The following is a 22,417-nucleotide window of genomic DNA, read 5'->3' as shown; positions in this document are numbered from 1 at the left end:
CTCCGCAAACTTGGCGCCCGCGAGGGTTTGCCTCAGGTGCTGGCGCGGACGGCCAGCTGCGGCGCCAGGAGGGTGGACTCGGGCACCGTACGGCCCTCCAGCTTCTCCATCACCAGGCGGACCGCCTCCCTGCCCACCTCCTCGGCCGGGATCAGCACGGACGTGAGCGGCGGGCCGGCCCGCTCGGCCACGTCGTCGGGGCAGATCGCCACCACGGCCATGTCCTGCGGCACCCGGCGGCCGAGCTGGCGCAGCGCGGCCAGCACGTGGCTCACCGCGGCCTCGTTGTGCACGACCAGGCCGGACAGCCCGGGACGGTCGAGGAGCAGATCGCGGACCGTCTCGTAGACCTCGTCGAACGTCTCCTCGCACGGCAGCGCGGCACCCTTGAGCCCGTGATCGTCCAGCGCCTCCACGAACCCCTCCCTGGTGCGGGTGGCGAACCCGGTCCCCCGGTCGTACACCACCGAGGGAGCCCCGAGCAGCGCGATCTCCTCGTGACCGCGTTCGGCCAGATGCGTCACGCAGCGCGCGCCCGCGGCGGCGAAGTCGAGGTCCACGCAGGTCAGCCCGGCGGGCTCGGCGGGAAAGCCGATGAGCACACTGGGCTCGGGCAGCTCGCGCAGCAGCGGCACCCGGCGGTCGTCCAGCTCCACGTCCATCAGCACCAGCGCGTCCACCAGCGCGCTCGCGGCCACCCGGCGGATGCCCGCGGTGCCCTCGTCGGCGGTCAGCAGCAGCACGTCGTGGTCGAAGCGGCGGGCGGCCGTGACGACCGCGCTGGCGAAGCGCATCAGCACCGGCACGTGCATGCCCGCGCGCAGCGGCAGCACCAGCGCGATCACGTTCGAGCGCTTGCTGGCCAGGGCGCGGGCGCCGGCGTTGGGGTGGTAGCCGAGCGCGCTGATGCTGTCGAGCACGCGCCGCCTGGTGTCGGCCGAGATCGTCCGCTTGCCGCTGAGCACGTAGGAGACCGTGCTCACGGCCACGCCCGCGTGCTTGGCGACCTGCGCGATCGTGACCGTGCGCCCGCTCAAGCCCCTGCTCCGAAGCGGGCTGCCGTCAGGGTCACGCCCTCGTTCTCGAAGACCACATAGAGATCGTGCACCCCGTCCACGCCTGTGAGCGAGGCCGTGATGGTGTGATAGTCGTACCGCTCGGTCCGCGGCACCGGGAACGCGGCCACCGGCCGGCCGTAGAGTGGGTCGCCGAGGCGGATGGTGAGCATGCCGCCCTCGGTGCTGCCCGCCGTCGCCACGCAGGTCGTCGCGCCGGTCAGGTCCACCTGGCGGAACAGGATCCAGGCGCCCTCGGCGTCGGAGCGCACCGCGTCGCCGTCCTGCCTGGTCTCGTCCACGAACGTGATCGCGTCGTACTCGTCGTGGTCCGCCGCGCGCAGCAGCCCCCGCTGCGGCGGGACGACCTCGCCCTCGACCTCGAAGCGGGCGCTCAGCCGCAGGTCGGTGGCGCTGCGGCCGACCATGAGCTGGTGCGGCGCGCGCTCCACCACGAACCTGCCCCTGGTGACGTCCCAGAACGCCAGGTCCGCGACCGGCAGGCGGAGCTCGACGGTGCGGCTCTCGCCCGGCTCCAGGCGCACCTTCTCGAACCCGCGCAGCCGGCGCAGCGGCTGCTTGACCCGCGAGCGCTGCTGGCGGGTGTAGAACTGCACGACCTCGACGCCGGGGCGGGTGCCCGTGTTGGTGACCGTGACCTCGGCCTCCAGCCTCTCGCCGGTCACTCGCACGCGCAGGTCCGCGTAGCCGAAGGTGGTGTAGCTCAGGCCGTGGCCGAAGGGGTGCAGGGGGACGCCGCGGAAGTACTGGTAGGTGGCGTCGGAGGCGATGATGTCGTAGTCGAGCAGGTCGGGCAGCTCCTGCTCGGAGCGGTACCAGGTCTGGGTGAGCCGGCCCTCGGGGTCGGCGTCGCCGAACAGCACCTCGGCCAGGGCGTGGCCGTACTCCTGGCCGCCGTGCGCCGACCAGAGCACCGCGGGCAGCTCGCCCTCGGTCCAGGTGAGCGGGTAGCCGCTGGAGACGACCATGACCGTACGCGGGTTCGCCTTGCGCACGGCGCGGACCACGGCGTCCTGGGCGGAGGCCAGGGCCAGCGTCATGCGGTCCTCGGTCTCGCGGCCGTTGACCAGGGGGTGGTCGCCGACCACCACGACCGCGACGTCGGCCTCGGCGGCCAGGCGGGCGGCCTCGTCGGTGCCGCTCCTGACCACGTCCATGGCCAGCCACGCGGCCTGGTCGGCGTCGTCCACCAGGCGCAGCACGCCGTCCTCCGCCACGCCGACGTAGCAGCCGGTCGAGATGTGGCGCAGGGCGAGCGTGCCGCGCGGGCGCTCCTCCATGCGGAACGTCTGGCGCACCTCCCACCCGTTCGGCCCCGGCTGGTCGTTGACCAGCGTCGTGCCGTCCGCCGACACGAACCGGCCGGTGGCCACGGCCCGCAGCGCGTACGCGCCGCCACCCCAGTCGAACAGGTCGAACAGCCCCGGCTCGGCAGCCCCCGCGCTCAGCGACCCGCCCGCGGGGTCGGCCGTGACGGGCCCCGCGTCGGCGGTCAGCGTCACCCGGTCCACGGCCTCGCAGAACGTGGTCTCGCAGCGCTCGGCCAGCCCGGCGCGGGCGGTGACCGCGTACGGCAGGGTGCCGCTGTACCAGTCCTCCATGAGCGTGTCGCCGAGCTGCCCGATCACCGCGAGCCGCGTGACGTCCCGCAGCGGCAGCAGGCCGTCGTTCTCCAGCAGCACGAACGAGCGCCGCGCCGCCTCCCTGGCCAGCGCCTGGTGCTCGGGGCAGTTGACCACGCTGTCGGTGATGTCGTCGTACGGCGTCGCCGGGTCGAGCTCGCCCAGCCGGAACCTGATCGACAGCGCGTGCCGCACGGCGGCGTCCACGTCGGCCTCGGCCAGCAGCCCCCGCGCGAGCGCGTCACGCAGGTGGCCGAGCGTGGCCTCGGACCGGTCGTCGTCCTGGGTGAAGCTGTCGATCCCGGCCTTGACGGCGTGCGCGTACGCCTCGGGCAGCGTGTCGTGGTAGCCCTGCAGCCCGGTGAGGTTGCCCGGCGCGTACGCGTCGCTGACCACCAGCAGGTCGTCCGGCGCCCACTCCCGCAGCACCCGCCCGATCAGCGGGCTGAGGTGCGCGGGCCGGCCGTTGACCAGGTTGTACGACGGCATCACGGCCACTGCCGCGCCCGACTCGATCGGCCCGCGGAAGGCGGGCAGCTCGTACTCGTGCAGCACCCGGGGCGGCAGGTTGCTGGAGGTCGTGCAGCGGTCGGTCTCGTTGTTGTAGGCCAGGAAGTGCTTGAGCGTCGGGGCGGTCTTCAGAGTTTCGGGAGCGCTCCCACCAAGACCGCGCGCGTAGGCCGTGGCCATGACCGAGGTCAGCCACGGGTCCTCGGAGTACCCCTCCTCGTTGCGCCCCCACCGCGGGTCGCGCAGCGGGTTGACCACGGGCGCCCACACGTTGAGCCCCGCCCCGGCGGGATCCTTGTGATGGAAGGCCAGGACCTCGTCACCCGTCGCCTCGCCGACGCGGCGCACGAGGTCGCGGTCCCAGGTCGAGGCCAGCCCGATGGCCTGCGGGAAGACGGTGGCCGGGCCGAGCCAGGCCAGGCCGTGCAGCGCCTCGGTGCCCGTGCGGAACGCGCCGAGCCCCAGCCGCTCGACGGGGGCCTGGTACTGGTGCAGCAGGCCCACCTTCTCCTCAAGGGTGAGCCTGCTCATGAGGTCGTCGATCCGGTCTCTGAGCGGGGCCGCTGGGTCGCGGAAGGGGGGTTGTTGCATGATCATCCCTCTGAGAGTGTCGAAGCGCTTCGACGACCGGCCTGGGGAAGTTACGCGGACATTTCGGTGGGTTGACTGAAGGGTGCACGTCCCCGTGACCAAGGTCAAGGGATTCGCGACAATCCTCCGGGCAATCTTCCCGAATCGACGGAGTCGAGCACCCTCGCCGCACCCCCCAGCGCGGCCGCGTCGTACCCCAGCGTCGAGGCCACCACCTGGCAGCCACCGGCCTCCGAGGCGATCACGCGCGAGCCCACCTCCTCGTGGACGGCGGGCAGCAGCCACGGCGCCAGCGGGACGTAGTAGCCGCCGAGGATCACCACCTCGGGGTTGAGCAGGTTCGCCAGCATCGACACCCCCCTGCCCAGGCTGCGGCCCACCTCGGCGAGCGTGCCGAGGGTGGCCGCGTCGCCGGCCCGCGCCAGGCGGACGACCTCCTCGATCTCGACCTGGATCTCCGCCGGTGACGGGTCCCTGCGCAGCACGGCGCCGACTCCCGCCATGGCCTCCAGGCAGCCCCGCCGGCCGCAGCGGCAGACGGGGCCGTCGGGGTCGAGCTGCACGTGACCGATCTCGCCGCTGTAGCCGCGCCCGCCGCGCCGCAGCCGCCCGTCGAGGATGATGCCGGCGCCCACGCCCAGCTCGCCCGTCAGGTAGACCAGGTCGGAGGCGCCCGCGTGCGCGCCGAACCGCTGCTCGGCCAGGGCCGCGAGGTTGGCGTCGTTGTCGACCTGGATGGGGAAGCCGGGGTCGCGCAGCGCCTTGGCCAGATCGCCGCCGAGGTCGGCGTCATGCCAGCCGAGGTTGGGCGCGATGCGTACGGTGCCCTGCACGTCGATCAGCCCCGGCACGGCCACGGCCAGGCCGAGCACCTGGCGCTCCTCCTTGGCCATGCGGCTGACCACGCGCCTGATGATGGCGCCGACGCCCGCCACGCCCTGGTTGACCGAGTCGCCGCCCGAGAACGAGCGCCGCCACGTCAGCAGCCGCTCCCCCGCCAGGTCGGTGGCCACGGCCGACACGGTGTCGATGTTGATCTCGACGCCGATGGCGGCGTACGGAGAGCCGTCGAGGACGAGCATCGTGGCCGGCCTGCCGACCCGGTTCTCCGTGAGCCCGGTCTCACGCACCAGCCGGCGGTCGATGAGGTCGGCGACCAGGCTGGAGACCGTGGCCTTGTTCAGCCCGGTGGAGGCCGCGATGTCGGCGCGCGAGCACGGCGCGTGCTCGCGGACGAACCTCAGCACGACGGCGAGATTGGTGGCTCGTACGTCGGCGAAGTCGGCCGGCTGAGGACCGGTCGTAGAAGTGATCAATATCAGCCCCGTTCCCGCCAAGAGATGACCCCAGCATGCCGCATCGCTGGCTCCCTTCACCAACCTGTGACCACCGCGCTCACTTGTGGGTACGGTCACAGTCTACTAATTTGTTTGGCCGGAATACCAACTAATTGTTAGTAGGCCATCCCCACTCGGAGAAGGGAGCGAGCCATGCCCATGTCCACGACTCGCCGCGGGTTCCTCGGCCTGGTCGGCGCGAGCGTTCTGGTGGCGGGCTGCGCCGAGAAGAGACAGGCTTCCCAGGGCACCGCCGTGGCGGCCGACAAGCTCAAGAGCCTGGTCCCCACCAGGATCCCGTTCGACATCCCCGGGCTCAAGCCCGACCTGCCCGGCAGCGAGTTCGTCCAGCCCGGCTTCCTGACCCGCCCGGCCCAGATGGTGCAGGCCGTCACCACCCCGCCGCTCACCAGCGGCAAGGAGGTGACCGCGATGACGCCGCTGTGGGGCACGGTGCCGCCCGGCCTCGGCGACAACTCCTACTACGAGGAGGTCAACAAGCGCCTCGGCGGCACGGTCCGCTTCAACATCTCCGACGGCAACACCTACGGGCAGAAGCTCAGCACCGTCCTGGCCAGCGGCGACGTGCCCGAGATGGTGATGGTCCCCGAGTGGGAGCTGGTCAAGATCGGCCACTTCACCGAGGCGGCCAACAAGCTCTTCGCCGACCTGTCCCCCTACCTGGCCGGGGACAAGGCCAAGGAGTTCCCCCTGCTGGCCAACTACGACACGGCCGCCTGGCAGTACGGCGTCTTCGGCAACGTCCTCCAGGGCATCCCCTGGCAGAACGACCCGTACCCGTTCGCCACGTTCGTCCGACAGGACATCCTCAAGCAGCTCGGCCTGGAGCACCCCAAGAGCGGCGACGACCTCCTCGCGCTCGGCAAGGCCATCACCGACGCCAAGAAGAAGCGCTGGGCGTTCGGCGGCGGCATGGAGCAGGAGCTCCAGCGAGCCTTCGGCGCGCCCCGCGAGTGGCGCAAGAAGAGCGACGGCACGCTCATCTACAAGTACGAGACCGAGGAGTGGGCCGCCTCCATCGAGTTCGTCACCAAGCTCTTCGAGGCCGGCTACGTGCACCCGGACATCGTGGCCAACAAGGACGCCGACAACAAGGCCATCTTCGGCAGCGGCGAGATGATCGTCTACCGCGACGGCCTCGGCGCCTGGCACGAGGCCCTGGGCCGCTTCCAGGCCGACAACCCCGACTTCGACATGCAGATCGTCGACCCGTACCCGGCACACGCCGGCGGCACGCCCATCATGTGGCGCAACGAGCCCGCCAGCATGTTCGTCTTCATCAAGAAGGGCCTCGGCGACGCCCGCACCCGCGAGCTGCTCGCGCTGTCGAACTGGGCCTCCGGGCCGTTCGGCACCCAGGAGTACGAGCTGTGCTACAACGGCGTCGAGGGCAAGCACTACACGGTCGAGGACGGCAAGGTCAAGCAGACCGCGCTCGGCCGCAAGGAAGTCGCGCCCACCTACCTGTTCCTGTCGGGCCGGCCCAACGCGAACTCGATGAGCCAGTACGACGGCCTCGTCCAGGCCTCCTACGACTGGCAGACCAAGGCGTCCAAGATCCTGGACAACGACCCGTTCGTGGGCATCCGCGTGGAGAAGCCCGCCAAGATGGCGGGGCTGACCGTGCCCACCGAGGACAAGATGCAGGAGATCTTCCGCGGCAAGCGGCCGATCTCCGAGTGGCCCAAGATCGTCAAGGAGTGGCAGGAGCAGGGCGGGAACGAGGCGCGCGAGTTCTACAGCAAGGTCGCGCGTGAGAACGGCCGGCTTTGAGGAGCTGTCCATGAACACGATCAGGGGCATGCAGCGGACCGGGGTGGAGGGATTGCCGTGGGCGCCGTGACCACGCGGCGGCGCTCCCCCGGACGGACCCCATCCCCATCGACCACCCCCACCAAGCAGAACGGCCCGACCTGGCGGGCCAGACTCCGCGGGGACTGGCCGCTGCTGGCGATGAACCTGCCGATGCTGCTGATCGTCGTGGCCTTCTGGTGGATCCCGGCGCTCGGCAACATCATCGCCTTCCAGGACTACAACCCGTACACCGACGGCATCCTCGGCAGCCCGATCATCGGCTTCACCAACTTCGCGCTGCTCTTCCAGGACCCGCAGTTCATCCGCGCCATCACCAACACCCTGTCCATCACCGCCTTCCAGCTCGTCTTCTACTTCCCCGTGCCGATCATGCTGGCGCTGCTGCTCAACAGCATCGTCTCGGCCAGGCTGAGGGCGTTCGTGCAGGGCGTGGTCTACATGCCGTTCTTCTTCTCCTGGGTGCTGGTCATCGCCGTCTTCCAGCAGATGTTCGGCGGTGCGGGCCTGCTCGCGCAGACCCTGCGGGCGAACGGCTACGAGGGCGTCGACCTGATGACGAACTCCGACACGTTCATCCTGCTGCTCACCTCGCAGACCATCTGGAAGGACGCCGGCTGGGGCGCGATCATCTTCCTGGCCGCCCTCAGCACCATCGACCCGAACCTGTACGAGGCCGCCGCCGTGGACGGCGCCCGCAGGTGGCGGCGCATGTGGCACATCACACTGCCCGGCCTGCGCCCGGTGATCGTCCTGCTGCTGATCCTGCGCCTGGGCGACGCGCTGAACGTCGGCTTCGAACAGTTCATGCTGCAACGCAGCGCCGTCGGCAGCGAGGCCTCCGAGGTCTTCGACACGTTCGTGTACTGGTCGGGCATCCGTACCGGAGACCTGGGGTACGGGGCGGCGGCCGGGCTGTTCAAGGGCCTGGTCGGCCTGTTGCTCATCGTCGCGGCGAACCGGGTCGCGCACGCGCTCGGCGAACGAGGGGTGTATTCGAGATCATGACCACGCTGACCACGCTGACCTCGCGGAAACCCTCGCGGCTGGCACCGTGGGAGGAACGCCCCTCGCCCATCGGCCAGCTCGGCAAGGGCACCCTGATCACGCTCATCCTCGTCGCCGTGCTCGGCCCCCTCTACACGATCGTCCTGACCAGCCTGAGCTCCTCCGCCACCGTCACCCGCGCGGGCGGGCTCGTGCTGGTGCCCGACGGGATCACGTTCGAGGCGTACCGGCAGATCTTCTCCGACACGGTCGTCAGCCGGGCCGTGCTCGTCAGCACGGGTGTCACCGTCGTGGGGACGCTGATCAGCGCCGGGGTGAGCGTCCTGGGGGCGTACTCGCTGTCGCGCCCCGGCTCGTTCCTGCACCGGCCGCTGCTGTTCAGCGTGTTGCTGATGTTCGTGTTCTTTCCCGGGATCATTCCCGTGTACCTGATGGTGAGCGGGCTGGGGCTGAAGGACAGCTACTGGTCGTTGATCCTGCCGACGGCCGTCTCGGCGTTCAACGTGGTGGTGCTGCGGTCGTTCTTCATGAACATCCCGCAGGAGATCCTGGACAGTGCCCGCATCGACGGGGCCGGGGAGTTTCGCATCCTGGTGCGGATCGTGCTGCCGATGTCGAAGGCGGTCACGGCTGTGGTGGCGATGTTCTACGCGGTGGGGTATTGGAACGCGTGGTTCAACGCGATGCTGTACATGGACGACACCAGGAAGTGGCCACTGGCCCTGATCCTGCGCCAGTACGTCGTGGACTCCAACCCCCTGCCGGCGGCCACAGCCGGGGTGACGGGAGACGCGCCTCCGACCCTGGCGATCAAAATGGCCATCGTGGTGATCGCCGTCATCCCTGCTCTCATCATGTATCCGCTGGTCCAGCGGCACTTCACCAAGGGCGTCATCGTGGGCGCCGTCAAGGGCTGAAAGCACGGTCCTCGCTGGCCGCTCGGGCGTTCTCCCAACCCCAGCCCGCCCCCGGTAACCGGGCCTCGCCTTCGGCTCGGGCTGTGTTCATCCGGGTCTCGTGGCTGCGCCACGAGACCCGGTGCGAGAGGGCTTTCCAGCCCTCTCGCACTCTCCCGGTCATGCCCAGACCAGGGGGCATACCGATGGCGCGAGAAGCACCACCACCGAGCGCCCCCCTCACACAGGCAAGCTCCACCCCGGCCCCTCAGGATCACCGAGCCACACCCGCTGACCAGTACGCGTCACAGTGAGCCCGAAACCCGACCGAGGCGGCCCACCCGCCCCCAACCAGGTCACAACCGCATCCTCCACCCCATCCCACAGCCGCAGCGGCCCATGCTGCCGCACCACCCACCCCTCCCCCCGACGACGCGTACTGGCCTGCGAGCCTGTCGCGACATCGAGCAGGATCACCTCGTCGCCCAGCCCCAGCTTCTCCGCCGACGGCGCGCCGAGCTGGGCGACGAACCTGCCGGTCGCGTCGTCCAGCACGTTCGGGTCGATCACGCTCTCGCGCTCGTCGCCGAGGCCGATCACGAACGACGATCGCGGTGGCCGGGCATGCGGTCGAGCGGGCATGAACGACACGCCGTCGGGCAGGAACCGGCCGCTGGCGGTGCCGTCCTCAGCCAGGGTGAGATGGGCCAGCGCATGACCCGGCAGCCATCCGGACAAGGGTGCGGTGATGGTGCCGCCGTCGCGCACCTGCTCCATCCAGGCCATGGGGATGTACCGCACCGAGCAGGTCGCGATGAGCCGGTCGTACTCGACGTTCCCGTCGTGGCCGGCCAGGCCGTCGCCCGTGACGAGGGTGGGCGCGTGTCCGGTGTCCTCCAGCGCCTGGCGGGCGCGGGCGGCGGCGTGCCGGTCGTACTCGACGCTGGTCACCAGCCCGTCGCCCAGGCGCTCGCACAGCAGCGCGGTGGAGTAGCCCGTGCCCGTCCCGATCTCCAGGACCTTCTCGGCGTCGCCGATGCCCGCTCGTTCCAGCATCCTGACGACCAGACTGGGCATGGTGGAGGACGATGTGGGGCTCCCCGCGACGGTGTGGCCGGCCGCTTCTGCAGGGATGCCGTCCACCTGCGTGACCCACGTCTGGTCCGAGTAGGCCAGTTCCAGCCACTCCTCTTCGGACAGGCTGCTGCGCAGCAGGGGGCGCCACTCGTCCCCGGCCATCCCCTCGTCCTGGTGGAAGACGGCCTCGCCCAGGAACCGCTCGCGCGGCACGACCTCCACCGCCCTGCGCCAGCCGGGATCGGTCAGGGCGCCCCCCTCGACCAGCAGCGCCGCCAGCTCCTGCCGGAGCCGCCCGGCTGCGTCGCTCATGACGACCCCTTTCCGCACGTCAGCGCGTCGGCGATGGCGCCGGCGATCTCGCTGGGGACGGGGTCATCGAACCACGCCCATTGCCCGTTGGGGTTGCATTCCAGGAATACCCAGGTGCCGTCCCCGGTCAGACAGAAGTCGAACGCGCCGAAGACCAGGCCGAGCCGGTCGAGGTAGGCACGCATGCCTGCGACGACGGCCGCGGGCGCTTCGACGACCTCGTAGGTGAGTGAGTCGTAGTGCAGCCGCCAGTCCAGCGCCGGAGCCCCGTTCACCCGGACCGGGAAGACCTGGCTGCCCACCATCGTCACCCGGATGTCGGCCACCTTGTCCACCTGCCGCTGGAACAGGTGCGCCGCTCCGGAGACCGACTGGTCCAGCTCCTCGGCGCCGATGGGATGCGCCCAGATCGTCCGCCACTTCCCGTCCTCGGTCCTGTAGGGCGTGGACCACAGCGGCTTGAACACCGTGCCGCCCGGTTGCGCGGCGAAGCCACGGGCCCTGTCGGGCCGGTTCGTGATCAGGGTGCGCGGGACGCTCAAGCCGGAGGCGGCGGCGGCTGTGAGCTGGAGCGGCTTGTACTCGGCGTCCCGGTTGCGGAACGGATGGTTGAGGTAGAACGCGTCCGGGAGGGCGGCCAGCACGCCTCCCAGCCCGAATCTGGCCTGGTCCGCCGCCCATGCCGCGCTGCTCTGGTCAGGCCCGGGCGCGGGCCGGTAGGGCGTGGGCTGGCGCCAGTAGACGGCGCCCACGCCGGACAGGTCCAGGTGACGGGTGGGGGTCTCGATCGAGCCTGCCAGGCCCGAGCTGTCGAACGTGGCCGACAAGGCGATCTCGGCGGGGAAGTCGGCACCCGGGTCGAACCGTACGACCCGGGCGTCCCTCTCGTGCAGTTCGTCCAGCACCAGATCGGCGGTCGGGTCGTCCGAACAGGCGATCACCAGGACGGTCGTGCTCATCCGGGATCAGTCCTGCACCCAGTCGGTGGTGCTGTCCGGCTTGCCACGGGGTGCGTTCTCGTCCTGCCCGTCACCGGTCGGCGGCGCGGTCGGGCTGGGCTTCTGCCTGTTCGTGCCGTGCCTGCCGGCTTCGATCGGCCGGTGGGTGACCGGGTCGGTGTAGACGCCCGTCTGCGTCACCGGGTCCAGCCGAACGAGGTACGCGGCATGGGGGACACCTCCGTCCTGCCTCGGGAACGGGGCCATGCGCGACACACCCCACGGGCGGGTCACGCCGGCAGCGGCCTTTTCCGTAGGAGTGGACTCCACATTCGCGAATTTCGGGCTGTGCGACATATCTGCATTCCCATCTTTCGAGCGAGTGCTGGGCCTTCGTCGCCGGGTGCTCATTTTCGGCGACGTGCTCGAACCGTAGGGCTGGAGCGGCCCGATTGGCACCCATGGGAAGGTGCGCCCACGATCGGATCTCAAGGTGACCCCTGCCTGCGGGTTTTCGTGGATCTCCAGCGGTCTCCCACCCGCATGGGTAATTTGGCCTCGCATCTGGAAGGAGGGTACGCATGCGTACTCGGCACACGGCGCAGGAAAGCCCTCAAATCGTGGGGCGCAAACTCGCACACAGAGGGTGCGAAATCTGGAAGAGAGTCAGATCCGTCAAGAGCGCCGCGATCGAGCTGTTAACCCAGTATCCGGAAATACCGCTGATTCAGGCCTACCGCTACGTGTGCGGGCTCTCTCAGACGCAGGCCGCCAAGCGGTACAACGAGACGACAGGTCACCAGACGAGCCTCGGAGGCACCACGATCAACGCTTGGGAGACGTGGGCGCGCGAGCGGGGCGGCGCCGGCTCACCTCCCAGCTTCGCCAGCCTGGTGATCCTCGCGACGGCATACGGCGGCGGGCCGCTCGGCGTCTCGGGTGAACGCGTCCATCCCATGGATCTCGTCGCCGAGACGTACGAGCGCCTGGCCCCTGAAGACCAGTTCTGCCTGGAGAGACACGCGAGCCCCGGCCCACCTCACGATGTGCCGACCCCTGACCGGTACGCGGAGCGCGCAGGCGATCAAGCGGACCGCACCGTGAACGATCTCGCCGGCCCGCACTTCGCCCTCAACGTCCCCACCATGGCCTACGGCAATCCGGACAGACTCCTCTACACACTGCCGAATCCGAGGCCGGGCCTGCTGCTCAACCAGAGCTGGTCGGCCTTCGGCTACGGAATCGAGACCCTCATCAGGCAGATCAAGAACGTCGGCCGCCGGGTGGACGTCGACGCCTGCTTCGGGATCAACGAGGCCGGCCTCGTCATGGCGGTCTTCCTGGCCTCCGCTCAGTTCGGCCGCTGCCCCATCGGATACCTCAAGTGCACCAAGATGCGGGACTCCATCACCCTCGATCCGGCCTCGCTGTATCCGGACCTGCCTGAGGCCCCGTCGATCGTCCTGTGCGACTTCGAGGTCAAGCACGCGGACGTGGTCGGCTTCGTCAGCCGGGAGATCCGCCATCGCTATCCCGGCGCGGAGCTCTACTTCGCGGTCTTCGGCGCCATGACGAAGGAGCAGGATCTCGCGGTGGCCGGTTTCGACGACCTCACCGGCGCGGGGATCATGCGAGCCGCGGCCTTCAAGGCCGTGTTCATCGCGGCCACGATGAGCCCGCCCGGGATCGAGCCGCCCCTGGAGCTACGCTGACGGCACGGAGGTACGTCGTGACAGCCGAGCACACCCTCTCCCCCCTCGCCGGGCAGCTCACCGAGCTCGTGGCCACGGTGATCCGTGAGCTGCGCCCGCGGCTCATCGACGCGGCGCTGTCGGGTGACCGCTCGGAGAGCCGCAACGTCCGGCATGCCGGCAACTTCCTGTCCACGTACGACCTGTGGGCGCACGAGCGTTACCGGGAGTTGCTGACCGAGATCCTCCCGTCCTACGTCTACGCCTCGGAGGAGGCCGACCCGCAGGTCATCGGGGACGATCCGGACCCCGACCTGTGCGTGCTGGTCGACCCGCTCGACACCAGCGAGCTGGCCGTTCGTGCGCTGTACGGCTACACGCACGTGCTCGTCTACTCGCGCGGCCTCGCCCGGCCGATCGCGGCCGTCGTGGGAGACCTGTTCCACCACCTGCAGATCTATGTCGCGGCCCAGGCCGACGACGGGCATGACGCCGCCTTCGTCCTCGCTCAGGACGGCACCGCGTACCCGCTCCGGCTGGGCCGCTCGGCACCGCTCGCCGAGTCCCTGATCACGAACTTCCTCATGAAGCCCACCGAACGGTTCGTCCCGCTCGCGCGGCAGAGCGGGCTGCTGGCGGAGTTGAGCCGCCCTTCAGCGGAAGGACCCGGCCGGGGCCGGATCGGCGTGGACTTCGGCTCGATCGGCCTGTGCCACGTAGCCGCTGGATTCAGCGACGGCATGGTCGAGTTCGCGAAGGGGTTCGCGACCTGGGATCTCGCTCCGGGGCACTACATCCTCCAGGCCGCTGGAGGAACCGTCCTCGATCTCCGTGGCCGGCCCGTCCCGCTGGCCTATCCCTTCGGGTCCATCGCCGAGATCACGAAGGCCATGGATCGTCGGTACAAGTTCGTCGCGGCCTCCGGCCTGCCTCTCGCCCAGGACATTCTCGCCGCCCTGAGCGTCGCGCCGATCGACTCCTGATCAGGCTCTCCCTTCCTCGGAGTTCGGAGAACACCCGCCTCCGCCGCCGACGAAACCCGGAACGCCTGGGGATTCCGCGTGCCGGGAGCCCTCAGCGTCGATCCAGGACCGGGCGATCAGCCGGCGCGCGTCCAGGCGGTGACGTCCACGTCCCGTGGGGTGACGGTCTCGGAGAGCACCACCGCCGTGGTCGTGTCGCCGAGCTCGCTCAACTGCTCGATCACCTGCTCAAGGTGCGCGGCGTCGCGGACGGCGATCGCCAGCTCGTAGCAGTTCTCCCCCGTGACGTGCACGCACGACAGCACCTGGCCCATCGCGAGCAGCCGTTCCCTGAGCCGTTCCGCGCCCTTGGCCGGGCGCTGGCGCGGGCGCAGCGAGACGCGGGCCTGGAGCGGCAGCCCGAGGCGGCCGAGGTCCACGTGCGCGCCGTACCCCGTGATCACTCCGAGCTCCTCCAGCCGCCGCACCCGCTCGGCGACGGCGGGCCTGCTGAGGCTGACCCGGCGGCCGAGCTCGGCGTGGGTGAGCCGCGCGTCCCTGGTCAGCTCGCGAACGATCCGCAGGTCGACGGCGTCCATCGACGATCCGACGGATGACATCCTCGGATACCTCCTGATCGCAGGCGTGGAGTACTGTTGACCTTCGACATGCTATGGGCTGGGCGGGGCCGGCCGACATACGGTTGGGCGCCATGAAAGCCGCTGTCCTGCACGGGGTGGGCGACGTGCGCGTCGTCGACGTTCCCGACGCCTGCCTCATCGAGCCCACCGACGCCGTCGTACGCGTCGCCCTGGCCGCCGTCTGCGGCTCCGACCTGTGGCCCTACCGGGGGCAGGAGGCGTTCAGGCCCGGCGATCGGATGGGGCACGAATGGCTCGGCGTCGTCGAGGACGTGGGGCGTGAGGTCACCGGGCTGCGCCGTGGCGACGTGGTGCTGGCGCCGTTCGCGTTCTCGGACGGGACGTGCCCGCCCTGCGGCGAGGGTGTCTTCACGTCGTGCGTCAACGGCGGCTTCTGGGGCGGTGCGAACGGGGGCGGGCAGGCGGAGGCCGTCCGGGTGCCGTTCGCCGACGCCACGCTGGTGCCCGTGCGGGCGTCGGCGGACGACGAACTGCTGCGCCGGCTGCTGCCGCTCACCGACGTGCTGTCCACCGGCCAGCACGCCTGCGTCCTGGCGGGCGTGCGGCCCGGATCGGCCGTGGCGGTGATCGGGGACGGGGCGGTGGGGCTGTGCGCGGTGCTGGCCGCCCGCCGGGCGGGCGCCGCCCGCATCACGGCCATCGGCCGTCACCCGGACCGGCTGGCGCTCGCCCGCGACTTCGGCGCCACGGACGTCGTCACGCTGAACGCCACGGACGTCGTCACACTGAACGCCCCAGACATCGCCACGCGGAACGCCACGGGCACCGCCGCACTGAGCGCCATGGACGCCGTCGCTGACTTGGTCGGCCGGACCGGCGGTGGCTTCGGGGCGGTCGCCGAATGCGTCGGAACGCAGCCGGCGCTCGACCTAGCCCTGTCCCTCACCCGCCCCGGCGGCACGATCGGCTCGGTCGGGGTGCCGAACGGCGTGCACGCGGTGGACCTGTACCGCTTCTTCCGGAGCAACATCACCCTGCGGGCAGGCGTCGCGCCGGTGCGCCGCTACCTGGAGCCGCTGATGGCGGACGTCCTGAACGGGACGCTCGACCCATCCGCGGTGTTCACGGTGGAGGTGCCGCTGGCGGAGGTCGCCGCCGGGTATCAGGAGATGGACGCGCGCCGGGCCATCAAGGCACTGGTGCGGCCGTGAGACGCCTCAGACCGGAACCACCTTCACGGTCTTCCCACACAACTTGCTCATCTCCACCCTCGGCCGCGGCCCGGCGCTGGAACGCGTGGCGCGTCAGCCGCTCTTCATCACCCCGATCAGGCTGGTCAGGCTGTCCTGCCCGTGGCCGGCGGTGACGCCCCGGCGGAAGAGCTCCAGGACGGCGGCGGGCAGCGTGTCGTCGACGCCCGCGCTCTGCGTGGTGCGCAGCACGTGCTCCAGGCTCGCCACTCCCATGGACACGCGATCGACCTCCCCTTCATGGTTGCCCGCCGCGATGCGGGGCGCGTAGAACTCCAGGAAGTACCGCATGTCCATGGTCTTCACCGCCTGCGGCAGGAACTCCTCGGCCGAGATGCCGTTGGCCTCCGCCACCGCCTGGCCGTGCAGGTAACCGGCCAGCGCCGTCCAGAACATGTCGATCCCGATCTGGTAGTACAGCGCCGCCAGCCCAGGGTCCTCACCGAGGTAGTCGATCCCGGTCAGCACCTCGAGCGCCGCCCGGTGCGCCTCGATCGTGTCCTTGGGGCCGCTGTAGTACGTCATGGCGTCCGGCGTGCCGATGGCCGGAGGCGGCACCTGGACGCCGCCGGTGATCTGCACGGCCCCGCGCTCGGCCAGCCACGCGGCCGCCCGGCGGGCCCTGTCGGGGGTGTCGGAGGTGAGGTTGGCGAGGGTGCGCCCGGCCAGGACGGCAGGCGGGGCCTGGGCGAGGACGGCGTCCATCGCGTCGTAGTCGATCAGGCTCAGCACCACCAGCTCGCTGGCGGTGAGCGCCGCCTCGACGGACTCCGCCCGCTTCGCGCCCCGCGCCACCAGCTCGTCCGCCCTGGCGGCGGTACGGTTCCACACGGTCACCTCGTAGCCCCTGCCGAGGTAGGCGGCGGCCATGGCCTGGCCCATGGGGCCCAGCCCGATCACGGTCACGCTGTTCATGCACGCTCTCCTTCATGCGGCTCGCTAGAACGAACGCTCTATTTAGAGGAACCGTAGCACATGACTAGAACGAACGCTCTATCCAGTACGATGGGAGCCATGCGGACCCAGCACGAGCTCGGCACCCGGGAGCGGATCGTCCGGACGACCTCTCGCCTGATGCAGCAGCAGGGGTATGAGGCGACGGGCCTCAAGCAGATCTCCCAGGAGGCGCGGGCCACGCTCGGCTCGGTCTACCACTTCTTCCCCGGCGGCAAGCGGGAGCTGGCGGTGGAGGCCGTGCGCCACGGTGACAGGGAGTTCGCGCAGTTCCTGCGCGCGGCCTTCGAGCGGGAGGACGATCCGGCCGCGGCCCTCGCCGCCTGCACCCGCGACCTGGCCGAAGGGCTGCGCGAGTCCGGCTGGCTGGATGGTTGTCCCGTCACCACCACGGCGCTGGAGAGCGTCGGCCGGGAGCCCGAGATCCAGCAGGCGGCGGAGGACGCCTACGAGCACTGGCGCGCGCTGGTGCGCGACAAGCTCACCCGCTCCGGTTTCGCCGACGACGTGGCGCACGAGCTCGCCCACACCGTGATCAACCTGCTGGAGGGGGCCGAGCTGTCGGCGCAGGTGTCGCAGAGCGAGGCGCCGCTGGAGATCGCGGGCCGGCACCTCGCGCGGCTCATCGACTCCTACCGGTGAGGTGCGGGTCAGCCCGTGAAGATGTCCTCCGGCAGGAAGGCCGAGACCAGGAAGCTGGGCACGTCCACGAGCTGGCTCACCTTGAGGTCCACCGCGACGCTGCAGATCGCGTACGCCTGCTGCGGACTCCACCCCCGATCCCCCAGATGCGAGATCATCTCCAGCAACGCGTTCCGGGCCGCCAGCGTCGCGTCCTCGGCCGCCACCTCCCCGTCCCGGCTCACCGACATCCCGGTGGTCGCGTAGAAGCGGCGCGGAGCGGCGTACGAGGGTGCCACCCAGTAGTCCGACCGGGCGAAGCGCGGGCCTTTGACGCCCTTGGCCGCCGCCTCACCCGGATGCAGGGCGAACCGCACCCGCAGCGTCGCCCGCATCTCGATCGCCGTGCCGCACGCCTCCGAGTCGCCCTGCGCGAAGTGGGCGTCACCGGCCGAGAACAGCGCGCCCGGCGTGTCCACCGGGATGTACAGGCGGGTGCCGGCGCCGAGCTGCTTGATGTCCACGTTGCCCGCCTGCTCGCGGGGCGGGATCGTACGCAGGCCGGTCCGTCCGACGGTGGCGGGGACGGCGCCGTCCGGGGAGGGCGGGAGGACGAAGCCGCCGCGTTCCAGGGCCGCCTGCTCGCGGGCGGTGATCCGGGCGAGGGCGGCGTGACCGGGTGAGAGGCCGATCGTGCCCATGAACGGGGCCGCCGGGATGCGCACGCCCGGCAGGTCGTCCGAGGTCGCCCAGCCGTCAGCGAGGTGCCAGCGCACGATGAACGGCTCGGGGAACACCTCGCGCAGGAACCCGAAGCCGGGCACCTGCACCGTGTAACCGTAGGTGTCGGGGACGATCTCCAGGATCTCGATCTCCAGGAGGTCGCCCGGTCGCGCGCCGTCCACGTGGACGGGGCCGGTGAGCGGGTGGACGAGATCGAGGTCGGGGGCCTCGACGGTCTTCAGCGTGGCGTCCGGGCCCATCTGTCCGTCGAAGGCGTCCCTGGTCTCCATGACGACCTCGTCGCCGGGGGCGCAGCGGACGACGGGCGGGATGTCCGGGTGCCAGCGGTTGTGGCCGGTGGCGGGTTCGTCGCGGAGAGGGCGGGCGGGGTCGATGCGGATCTCGTGTACGGCCATGGCGGGGCCCCTCGGGTTGCGCGTGTGAGCGTCACGCTTCGCCCGCCGCTCCCGCCTGTCAAGACGATGGCCGCCGGGAGGGCCTCAGCAGCTCGTAAGCCGCGTACGCGGTGATCCCGTACGCCAGGTGCGGGACGGCGTCCGAGATCCACGCCGAGGCCGGCCACTCGCGCGGGTCCGTCGTCCCGAGGGCGGTGAGCGGGACGTTCGAGCCGGCCATGGCGAGGGCCGTCAGGGCCGCGATCCCCAGCGGCCGGGACGGGCGGCGGCGCGCGGCGAGCAGGGCGTAGCAGAGGGCCGCGCCCGCGCCCGTGGCGTAGCCGAGGAGGGAGCCGAGGGCCTCCTTGCGGTTCTCGGCCTGCTCGCCGTCGCCGAGGCTGACGTCCGTGAGGTCGGTCAGCTTCGCCACGGCCTGCTGCGGGGTGGTGCTGGCGCCGCGGGCCCGGATCGCCATGTCGAGGTAGGTGGCGAGGTTGAGCGCGCTGGTGCCGGCCGCGCCCGCGATCAGGCTTCTGACGACTGTGTGCATGGAGGGCTGCTACCCGGGGGGCCGCAGGGCAACCGGGCTCGTGTCAGCGGCTGCGTCAGGGCGGTGACGGCCCCGCATCAGGGCGGTCGGCGAAAGTCAGTGTCATCAGCCGAACGGTTCGGCCGAGCGAAGTGAAGGAGCACACCGCCATGACCACCACCCTCACCCTCACCGACCAGGACCAGCACACCCTGCGGCTCGCCGGCTGGGGCGCCGTCTCCCTGATGTCCGCCGCCGGCGCCGCCGGTTCGGCGCACAAGGCGGGCACCGACGGGTCCATCGCCCTGACCTCCGCGACCGGCCTCGTCGGGCACGTGCTGGCCAAGGCGCCGAAGGGCGTGAAGTACGGCAGGACGGTCGCCACGCTGGCCGACCAGGTACTGCCGGCCCTGACCGCGTCCATGAGCCTGCTCAGGCGGCAGGCTCCGGAGGAGGCCGGCAACTTCCGCCGGACCGTCCTCGTCGCCGTCGAGGCCGCCAGCCGGTCCCAGCAGGGCCCGACCAGCCCCGTCATGGCCGACATGGCCGCCAAGATCACCGAAGCCCTCGATGCCGCTTGAGGGGCAGGCAGGGCGGGCGTAGGCAGCAGGTAGGGCGCCGCTCGCCAGGCTGCGAGCGGCGCCCGGCCTCCTATGCCGGGGTGCAGGTGAGGGTGGCGGGTGGGGTGTTGGTGCCGGTGTAGCTGCCGTTGAAGCCGAACGACGTCGAGGCGCCGGCCGCGAGGTTGCCGTTGTAGCCGGCGTTCACGGCGGTGAGGTTCGCCCCGCTCTGCGTCTGCGTGGCGCTCCAGATCTGGGTGATCTTCTGGTCACCGGGCCAGGTCCACGTCACCCGCCAGCCGGTGATGGCGGAGGTGCCGGTGTTCTGGACCGCGACCTCGGCCTGGAAGCCGCCCGGCCAGGAGTTGCCCGGCTTGTAGGTGGCCGTGCAGCCCGTCCCGGTGGTCGGGGTGACGGTCGGGGTGACGGTCGGGGTCACAGTGGGCGTGACCGTAGGGGTGACGGTCGGGGTGACGGTGACCGGTGGGCCGGTGCGGTCGCCGTAGATGATGCCGCGGCCGTTCGTGCCCAGGTAGACGCGGCCGTACACGCGCGGGTCGCCCGTCAGCGCCTCGCCCATGTTCCCCCACTGGTGCTTGTCGTCGTTGATGCGCACCCAGGTCGAGCCGCCGTCGTCGGAGCGGTACAGGCCGGTGGTGCCGTCCACGGTGGCGACGGCGTAGATCGCCAGGTAGGTGGCGCCGGGCGCGGCCTTGCCGAAGCCGACGTTGACGGAGCTCGTCACCCCGGACACCTTGGTGAAGGAGGCGCCGCTGTTCGTCGAGTGCCACAGGCCGCCCTCGCCGGCCAGCCACAGGTCGCCCTCGATCCCGGGCACGGCCTTGAACTTGGTGGCGGTCGCGGGCAGGCCGGTCGCGGCGGTGGCGGTGAAGGTGGCGCCGCCGTTGGTGCTGACGTACAGGCGGCCGCCGCTGAGTCCGTAGAACTTCATCGGGTTGACCCGGTCCGACTCCACGGTGGCGCCGGTGGGCAGGCCGGAGGCGGGCTGCCAGGAGTTGCCGTAGCCGACGGAGTAGACGGGGGTCACGCCCTTGGGCGCCCAGACGAAGCGGGAGCCGTCGGCCGCCGCGGCGACCGTGCCGCCCTCGTTGATCCCGCCGGGCTCGCTGCCCTGGAACCAGTTGGCGCCGCCGTCGGTGGAGAAGGCCACGTGGCTGTCGTTCGGGCGGTCGGCGTCGGTGAAGTTGCCGGCCCTGACCATGATCGAGGGCGCCTTCTCGGCGTAGTCGAGGCTGGTGGTGGAGGTGAAGTTCGGCTGGGTGAACATCATGGACGGTACGGCGTCCAGGCTCGTGTGGCGGAAGCCGGCGATGTCACCCAGGCCGCTGACCAGGGGCGCGCCGCTCGGCGGGCTGATCAGGTCGAGGACGGCCGTCTCCTCCAGGCCCTTGGCCATGGGCCTGATCGTGAACTGGCCGCCGGAGTCCCACAGCCCGAGGTCCTCGGTGCCGTAGATGGTGGCGCCGGTGCCGTACATCATCCGGTTGGAGTCGAACGGGTCGATCTCCAGCGACTCGGTCATCCAGCCGAGCTTGGGCGTGACCTCGGGCGGTTGCGGGTTGGTGCCGAAGGTCAGCCACGGGTTCGCGGAGACGTCCATCTTGTAGCGGAAGGAGCGGTCGGGGTAGGAGGTCCAGTCCCAGACGCGCGTCCACGTGGCGCCCGAGTCGGTGGAGCGGAAGAAGATGACGTCCGGCCACCAGGAGATCTGCGTGGCCACCATGATGGTGGCCGGGTCCTGGCGGTCGATGGTCAGGCCGCTGTAGCCGAAGTAGTCGTCGGCGCTGGACGACGGGATGGGGCTGATCTGGGTCCAGGTGCCGGTGGCGGTGGCGTAGCGCCACACGTCGCCCTTGGCCCCGTCGTACGGTCCGCCGGTGTCGCTGGTGGCCAGGTAGAGGTAGCCGTTGACGGTGTCCAGCACGCCCTTGTGCGCGATGTAGCCGGTGGGCTGCCCGGCCAGCCGGGACCAGGTGGCGCCGCCGTCGGTGGTGCGGTAGACCGTGTTGTCCTTGTCGGCGACGCCCACGTAGATGGTCCTGGTGGCGGTGCCGGCGGTGGACGAGCGCTTGTCGTAGGTCACCCAGACGACGCCGGGCCGGTGGCTGAGGTAGCCGTTGGGGTCGCTGGGGTCCTGGGCGTAGTTGCCGGCGTTGGGGAAGCTCGTCACCTTCGACCAGGTGGCGCCGTAGTCGGTGCTGCGCCACAGGCCGTTGCCGTTGGGCGCGCCGAAGTAGAGGACGCGGTTGTCGTTGGGGTCCACCGACAGGGCCTCGCCCATGCCGCGGCCCGGCATGTTGCCGCCCAGCTTGAACGGCAGCGCGGTGACCTGCCAGGTGTCGCCCTTGTCGGTGGAGCGCAGGATGGCGCCGTTGTTCGGGTCCCAGGAGTTGGTGTACATGCCGACGGCGGCATACACGCGGTTGGTCTGCACGGGGTCGGTGGCCATGCTGATCACCCCGTTGTAGCCCCACTTGTCCCAGCCGACCCAGTCGAGGAGCGGGGTCCAGGATTTGGTGGACTGGTTCCACCGGTACGCGCCGCCGATGTCGGTGCGGGCGTAGATGAGGTTGCGCTCCGTCGGGTTGAAGATGATCCCGGGCACGAAGCCCCCGCCGTCGATCCGCACGTTCTTGTACGTGTACGGGTCCGCGGCGACCGCCGAGACCGGAGACATCCGCACCACGGCCGCCACGAGCAGGACGGCGGCGGTCGCGAGCATGACGAATAATCTCTTTCGCATGCGCGGCTCTTCCTTTCCAGGCACGCCGGAAGGCGCCCCAAAGGCGTCAGATGACCGCCATGCACGAGCAGAGTGCACCGACCCTGACCGTCGCCGCGCCTTCGCGCATGAGCTTTCACACAGAAGGCTCACACACGCGCGCAAGACAGGTCAATAGTTTGGACAT

The 22,417-nt window shown here is 70.6% G+C and carries 19 protein-coding genes; 8 read left to right on the top strand and 11 right to left on the bottom strand.

The window, feature by feature from the left end; genetic code table 11:
• Window positions 1-32: 32 nt before the first annotated feature.
• The 3 genes from LCN96_RS05880 to LCN96_RS05870 all read right to left on the bottom strand — a co-directional run bounded on the left by LCN96_RS05880 (window position 33) and on the right by LCN96_RS05870 (window position 5,115).
• Window positions 33-1,037 (bottom strand): LacI family DNA-binding transcriptional regulator, encoded by a 1,005-nt coding sequence (locus LCN96_RS05880; RefSeq protein WP_225271550.1) that lies wholly within the window; start codon window positions 1,035-1,037, stop codon window positions 33-35.
• Window positions 1,034-3,805, bottom strand: coding sequence for a glycoside hydrolase family 3 protein (locus LCN96_RS05875; protein ID WP_225271549.1), 2,772 nt, complete (start codon window positions 3,803-3,805; stop codon window positions 1,034-1,036). Before LCN96_RS05875 ends, LCN96_RS05880 begins: the two co-directional genes overlap by 4 nt.
• A 98-nt stretch (window positions 3,806-3,903) precedes the next feature.
• Window positions 3,904-5,115 (bottom strand): ROK family transcriptional regulator, encoded by a 1,212-nt coding sequence (locus LCN96_RS05870; RefSeq protein ID WP_225271548.1) that lies wholly within the window; start codon window positions 5,113-5,115, stop codon window positions 3,904-3,906.
• A 180-nt stretch (window positions 5,116-5,295) separates the two neighbouring features.
• Between LCN96_RS05870 and LCN96_RS05865 the strand changes: the two genes are divergently transcribed.
• Genes LCN96_RS05865 through LCN96_RS05855 form a run of 3 tightly spaced genes read left to right on the top strand, consistent with a single transcriptional unit; the run spans window position 5,296 to window position 8,894 of the window.
• On the top strand, window positions 5,296-6,930 hold the full coding sequence (locus LCN96_RS05865) for an extracellular solute-binding protein (protein ID WP_225271547.1): 1,635 nt from the start codon (window positions 5,296-5,298) through the stop codon (window positions 6,928-6,930).
• Between the two features lie 57 nt (window positions 6,931-6,987).
• Window positions 6,988-7,977, top strand: coding sequence for an ABC transporter permease (locus LCN96_RS05860; protein ID WP_225271546.1), 990 nt, complete (start codon window positions 6,988-6,990; stop codon window positions 7,975-7,977).
• A complete protein-coding gene (locus LCN96_RS05855) occupies window positions 7,974-8,894 on the top strand; it encodes a carbohydrate ABC transporter permease (RefSeq protein WP_225271545.1) in 921 nt (306 codons plus the stop codon). The genes LCN96_RS05860 and LCN96_RS05855 overlap by 4 nt, the downstream gene beginning before the upstream one ends.
• A gap of 219 nt (window positions 8,895-9,113) precedes the next feature.
• Here LCN96_RS05855 and tgmC read toward each other — a convergent pair whose 3' ends face one another.
• Genes tgmC through tgmA form a run of 3 tightly spaced genes read right to left on the bottom strand, consistent with a single transcriptional unit; the run spans window position 9,114 to window position 11,557 of the window.
• Window positions 9,114-10,262, bottom strand: coding sequence for an ATP-grasp peptide maturase system methyltransferase (tgmC, locus tag LCN96_RS05850; protein ID WP_225271544.1), 1,149 nt, complete (start codon window positions 10,260-10,262; stop codon window positions 9,114-9,116).
• A complete protein-coding gene (tgmB, locus tag LCN96_RS05845; protein WP_225271543.1) occupies window positions 10,259-11,221 on the bottom strand; it encodes an ATP-grasp ribosomal peptide maturase in 963 nt (320 codons plus the stop codon). Before tgmB ends, tgmC begins: the two co-directional genes overlap by 4 nt.
• A 6-nt stretch (window positions 11,222-11,227) precedes the next feature.
• Window positions 11,228-11,557, bottom strand: a complete 330-nt coding sequence (gene tgmA / locus LCN96_RS05840) for a putative ATP-grasp-modified RiPP (RefSeq protein WP_225271542.1) — start codon at window positions 11,555-11,557, stop codon at window positions 11,228-11,230.
• A 224-nt stretch (window positions 11,558-11,781) separates the two neighbouring features.
• Here tgmA and LCN96_RS05835 point away from each other — a divergent pair, with 224 nt between their 5' ends.
• Both LCN96_RS05835 and LCN96_RS05830 read left to right on the top strand, forming a co-directional pair.
• Window positions 11,782-12,912, top strand: coding sequence for a hypothetical protein (locus tag LCN96_RS05835; RefSeq protein WP_225271541.1), 1,131 nt, complete (start codon window positions 11,782-11,784; stop codon window positions 12,910-12,912).
• Window positions 12,913-12,929: 17 nt separating this feature from the next.
• Complete coding sequence (locus LCN96_RS05830; protein ID WP_225271540.1) at window positions 12,930-13,874, top strand: inositol monophosphatase family protein; 945 nt, start codon at window positions 12,930-12,932, stop codon at window positions 13,872-13,874.
• 116 nt (window positions 13,875-13,990) lie between these two features.
• Here LCN96_RS05830 and LCN96_RS05825 read toward each other — a convergent pair whose 3' ends face one another.
• Window positions 13,991-14,473, bottom strand: a complete 483-nt coding sequence (locus LCN96_RS05825; protein ID WP_225271539.1) for an Lrp/AsnC family transcriptional regulator — start codon at window positions 14,471-14,473, stop codon at window positions 13,991-13,993.
• A gap of 92 nt (window positions 14,474-14,565) precedes the next feature.
• Here LCN96_RS05825 and LCN96_RS05820 point away from each other — a divergent pair, with 92 nt between their 5' ends.
• The gene (locus LCN96_RS05820) at window positions 14,566-15,666 is read left to right on the top strand and encodes an alcohol dehydrogenase catalytic domain-containing protein (RefSeq protein WP_225271538.1); all 1,101 of its coding nucleotides are present in this window, start codon (window positions 14,566-14,568) and stop codon (window positions 15,664-15,666) included.
• A 93-nt stretch (window positions 15,667-15,759) separates the two neighbouring features.
• On the opposite strand, the gene LCN96_RS05815 is transcribed toward LCN96_RS05820, so the two are convergent.
• Window positions 15,760-16,620, bottom strand: coding sequence for an NAD(P)-dependent oxidoreductase (locus LCN96_RS05815; protein WP_225271537.1), 861 nt, complete (start codon window positions 16,618-16,620; stop codon window positions 15,760-15,762).
• A 99-nt stretch (window positions 16,621-16,719) separates the two neighbouring features.
• On the opposite strand from LCN96_RS05815, the gene LCN96_RS05810 reads away from it, so the two are divergent.
• Window positions 16,720-17,301, top strand: coding sequence for a TetR/AcrR family transcriptional regulator (locus LCN96_RS05810; RefSeq protein ID WP_225271536.1), 582 nt, complete (start codon window positions 16,720-16,722; stop codon window positions 17,299-17,301).
• 8 nt (window positions 17,302-17,309) lie between these two features.
• Here LCN96_RS05810 and LCN96_RS05805 read toward each other — a convergent pair whose 3' ends face one another.
• Together LCN96_RS05805 and LCN96_RS05800 are read right to left on the bottom strand one after the other, a co-directional pair.
• Complete coding sequence (locus tag LCN96_RS05805; RefSeq protein WP_225271535.1) at window positions 17,310-18,419, bottom strand: acetamidase/formamidase family protein; 1,110 nt, start codon at window positions 18,417-18,419, stop codon at window positions 17,310-17,312.
• Between the two features lie 58 nt (window positions 18,420-18,477).
• Window positions 18,478-18,948 carry a hypothetical protein gene (locus LCN96_RS05800; RefSeq protein ID WP_225271534.1) on the bottom strand — a complete coding sequence of 157 codons (471 nt, stop codon included), beginning with the start codon at window positions 18,946-18,948 and terminating at the stop codon, window positions 18,478-18,480.
• A gap of 149 nt (window positions 18,949-19,097) precedes the next feature.
• On the opposite strand from LCN96_RS05800, the gene LCN96_RS05795 reads away from it, so the two are divergent.
• On the top strand, window positions 19,098-19,508 hold the full coding sequence (locus LCN96_RS05795; protein ID WP_225271533.1) for a hypothetical protein: 411 nt from the start codon (window positions 19,098-19,100) through the stop codon (window positions 19,506-19,508).
• Between the two features lie 70 nt (window positions 19,509-19,578).
• Here the strand turns inward: LCN96_RS05795 and LCN96_RS05790 are convergent, their stop codons facing one another.
• Window positions 19,579-22,251 carry a cellulose binding domain-containing protein gene (locus tag LCN96_RS05790; RefSeq protein ID WP_225271532.1) on the bottom strand — a complete coding sequence of 891 codons (2,673 nt, stop codon included), beginning with the start codon at window positions 22,249-22,251 and terminating at the stop codon, window positions 19,579-19,581.
• Between the last annotated feature and the right edge of the window lie 166 nt (window positions 22,252-22,417).

Origin of the sequence: Nonomuraea gerenzanensis, assembly GCF_020215645.1 — a bacterium.
GTDB classification, from domain to species: Bacteria; Actinomycetota; Actinomycetes; order Streptosporangiales; family Streptosporangiaceae; genus Nonomuraea; species Nonomuraea gerenzanensis.
The sequence above is the reverse complement of the archived record's forward strand: the minus strand, read 5'-3'. Positions and strand labels throughout refer to the sequence as shown.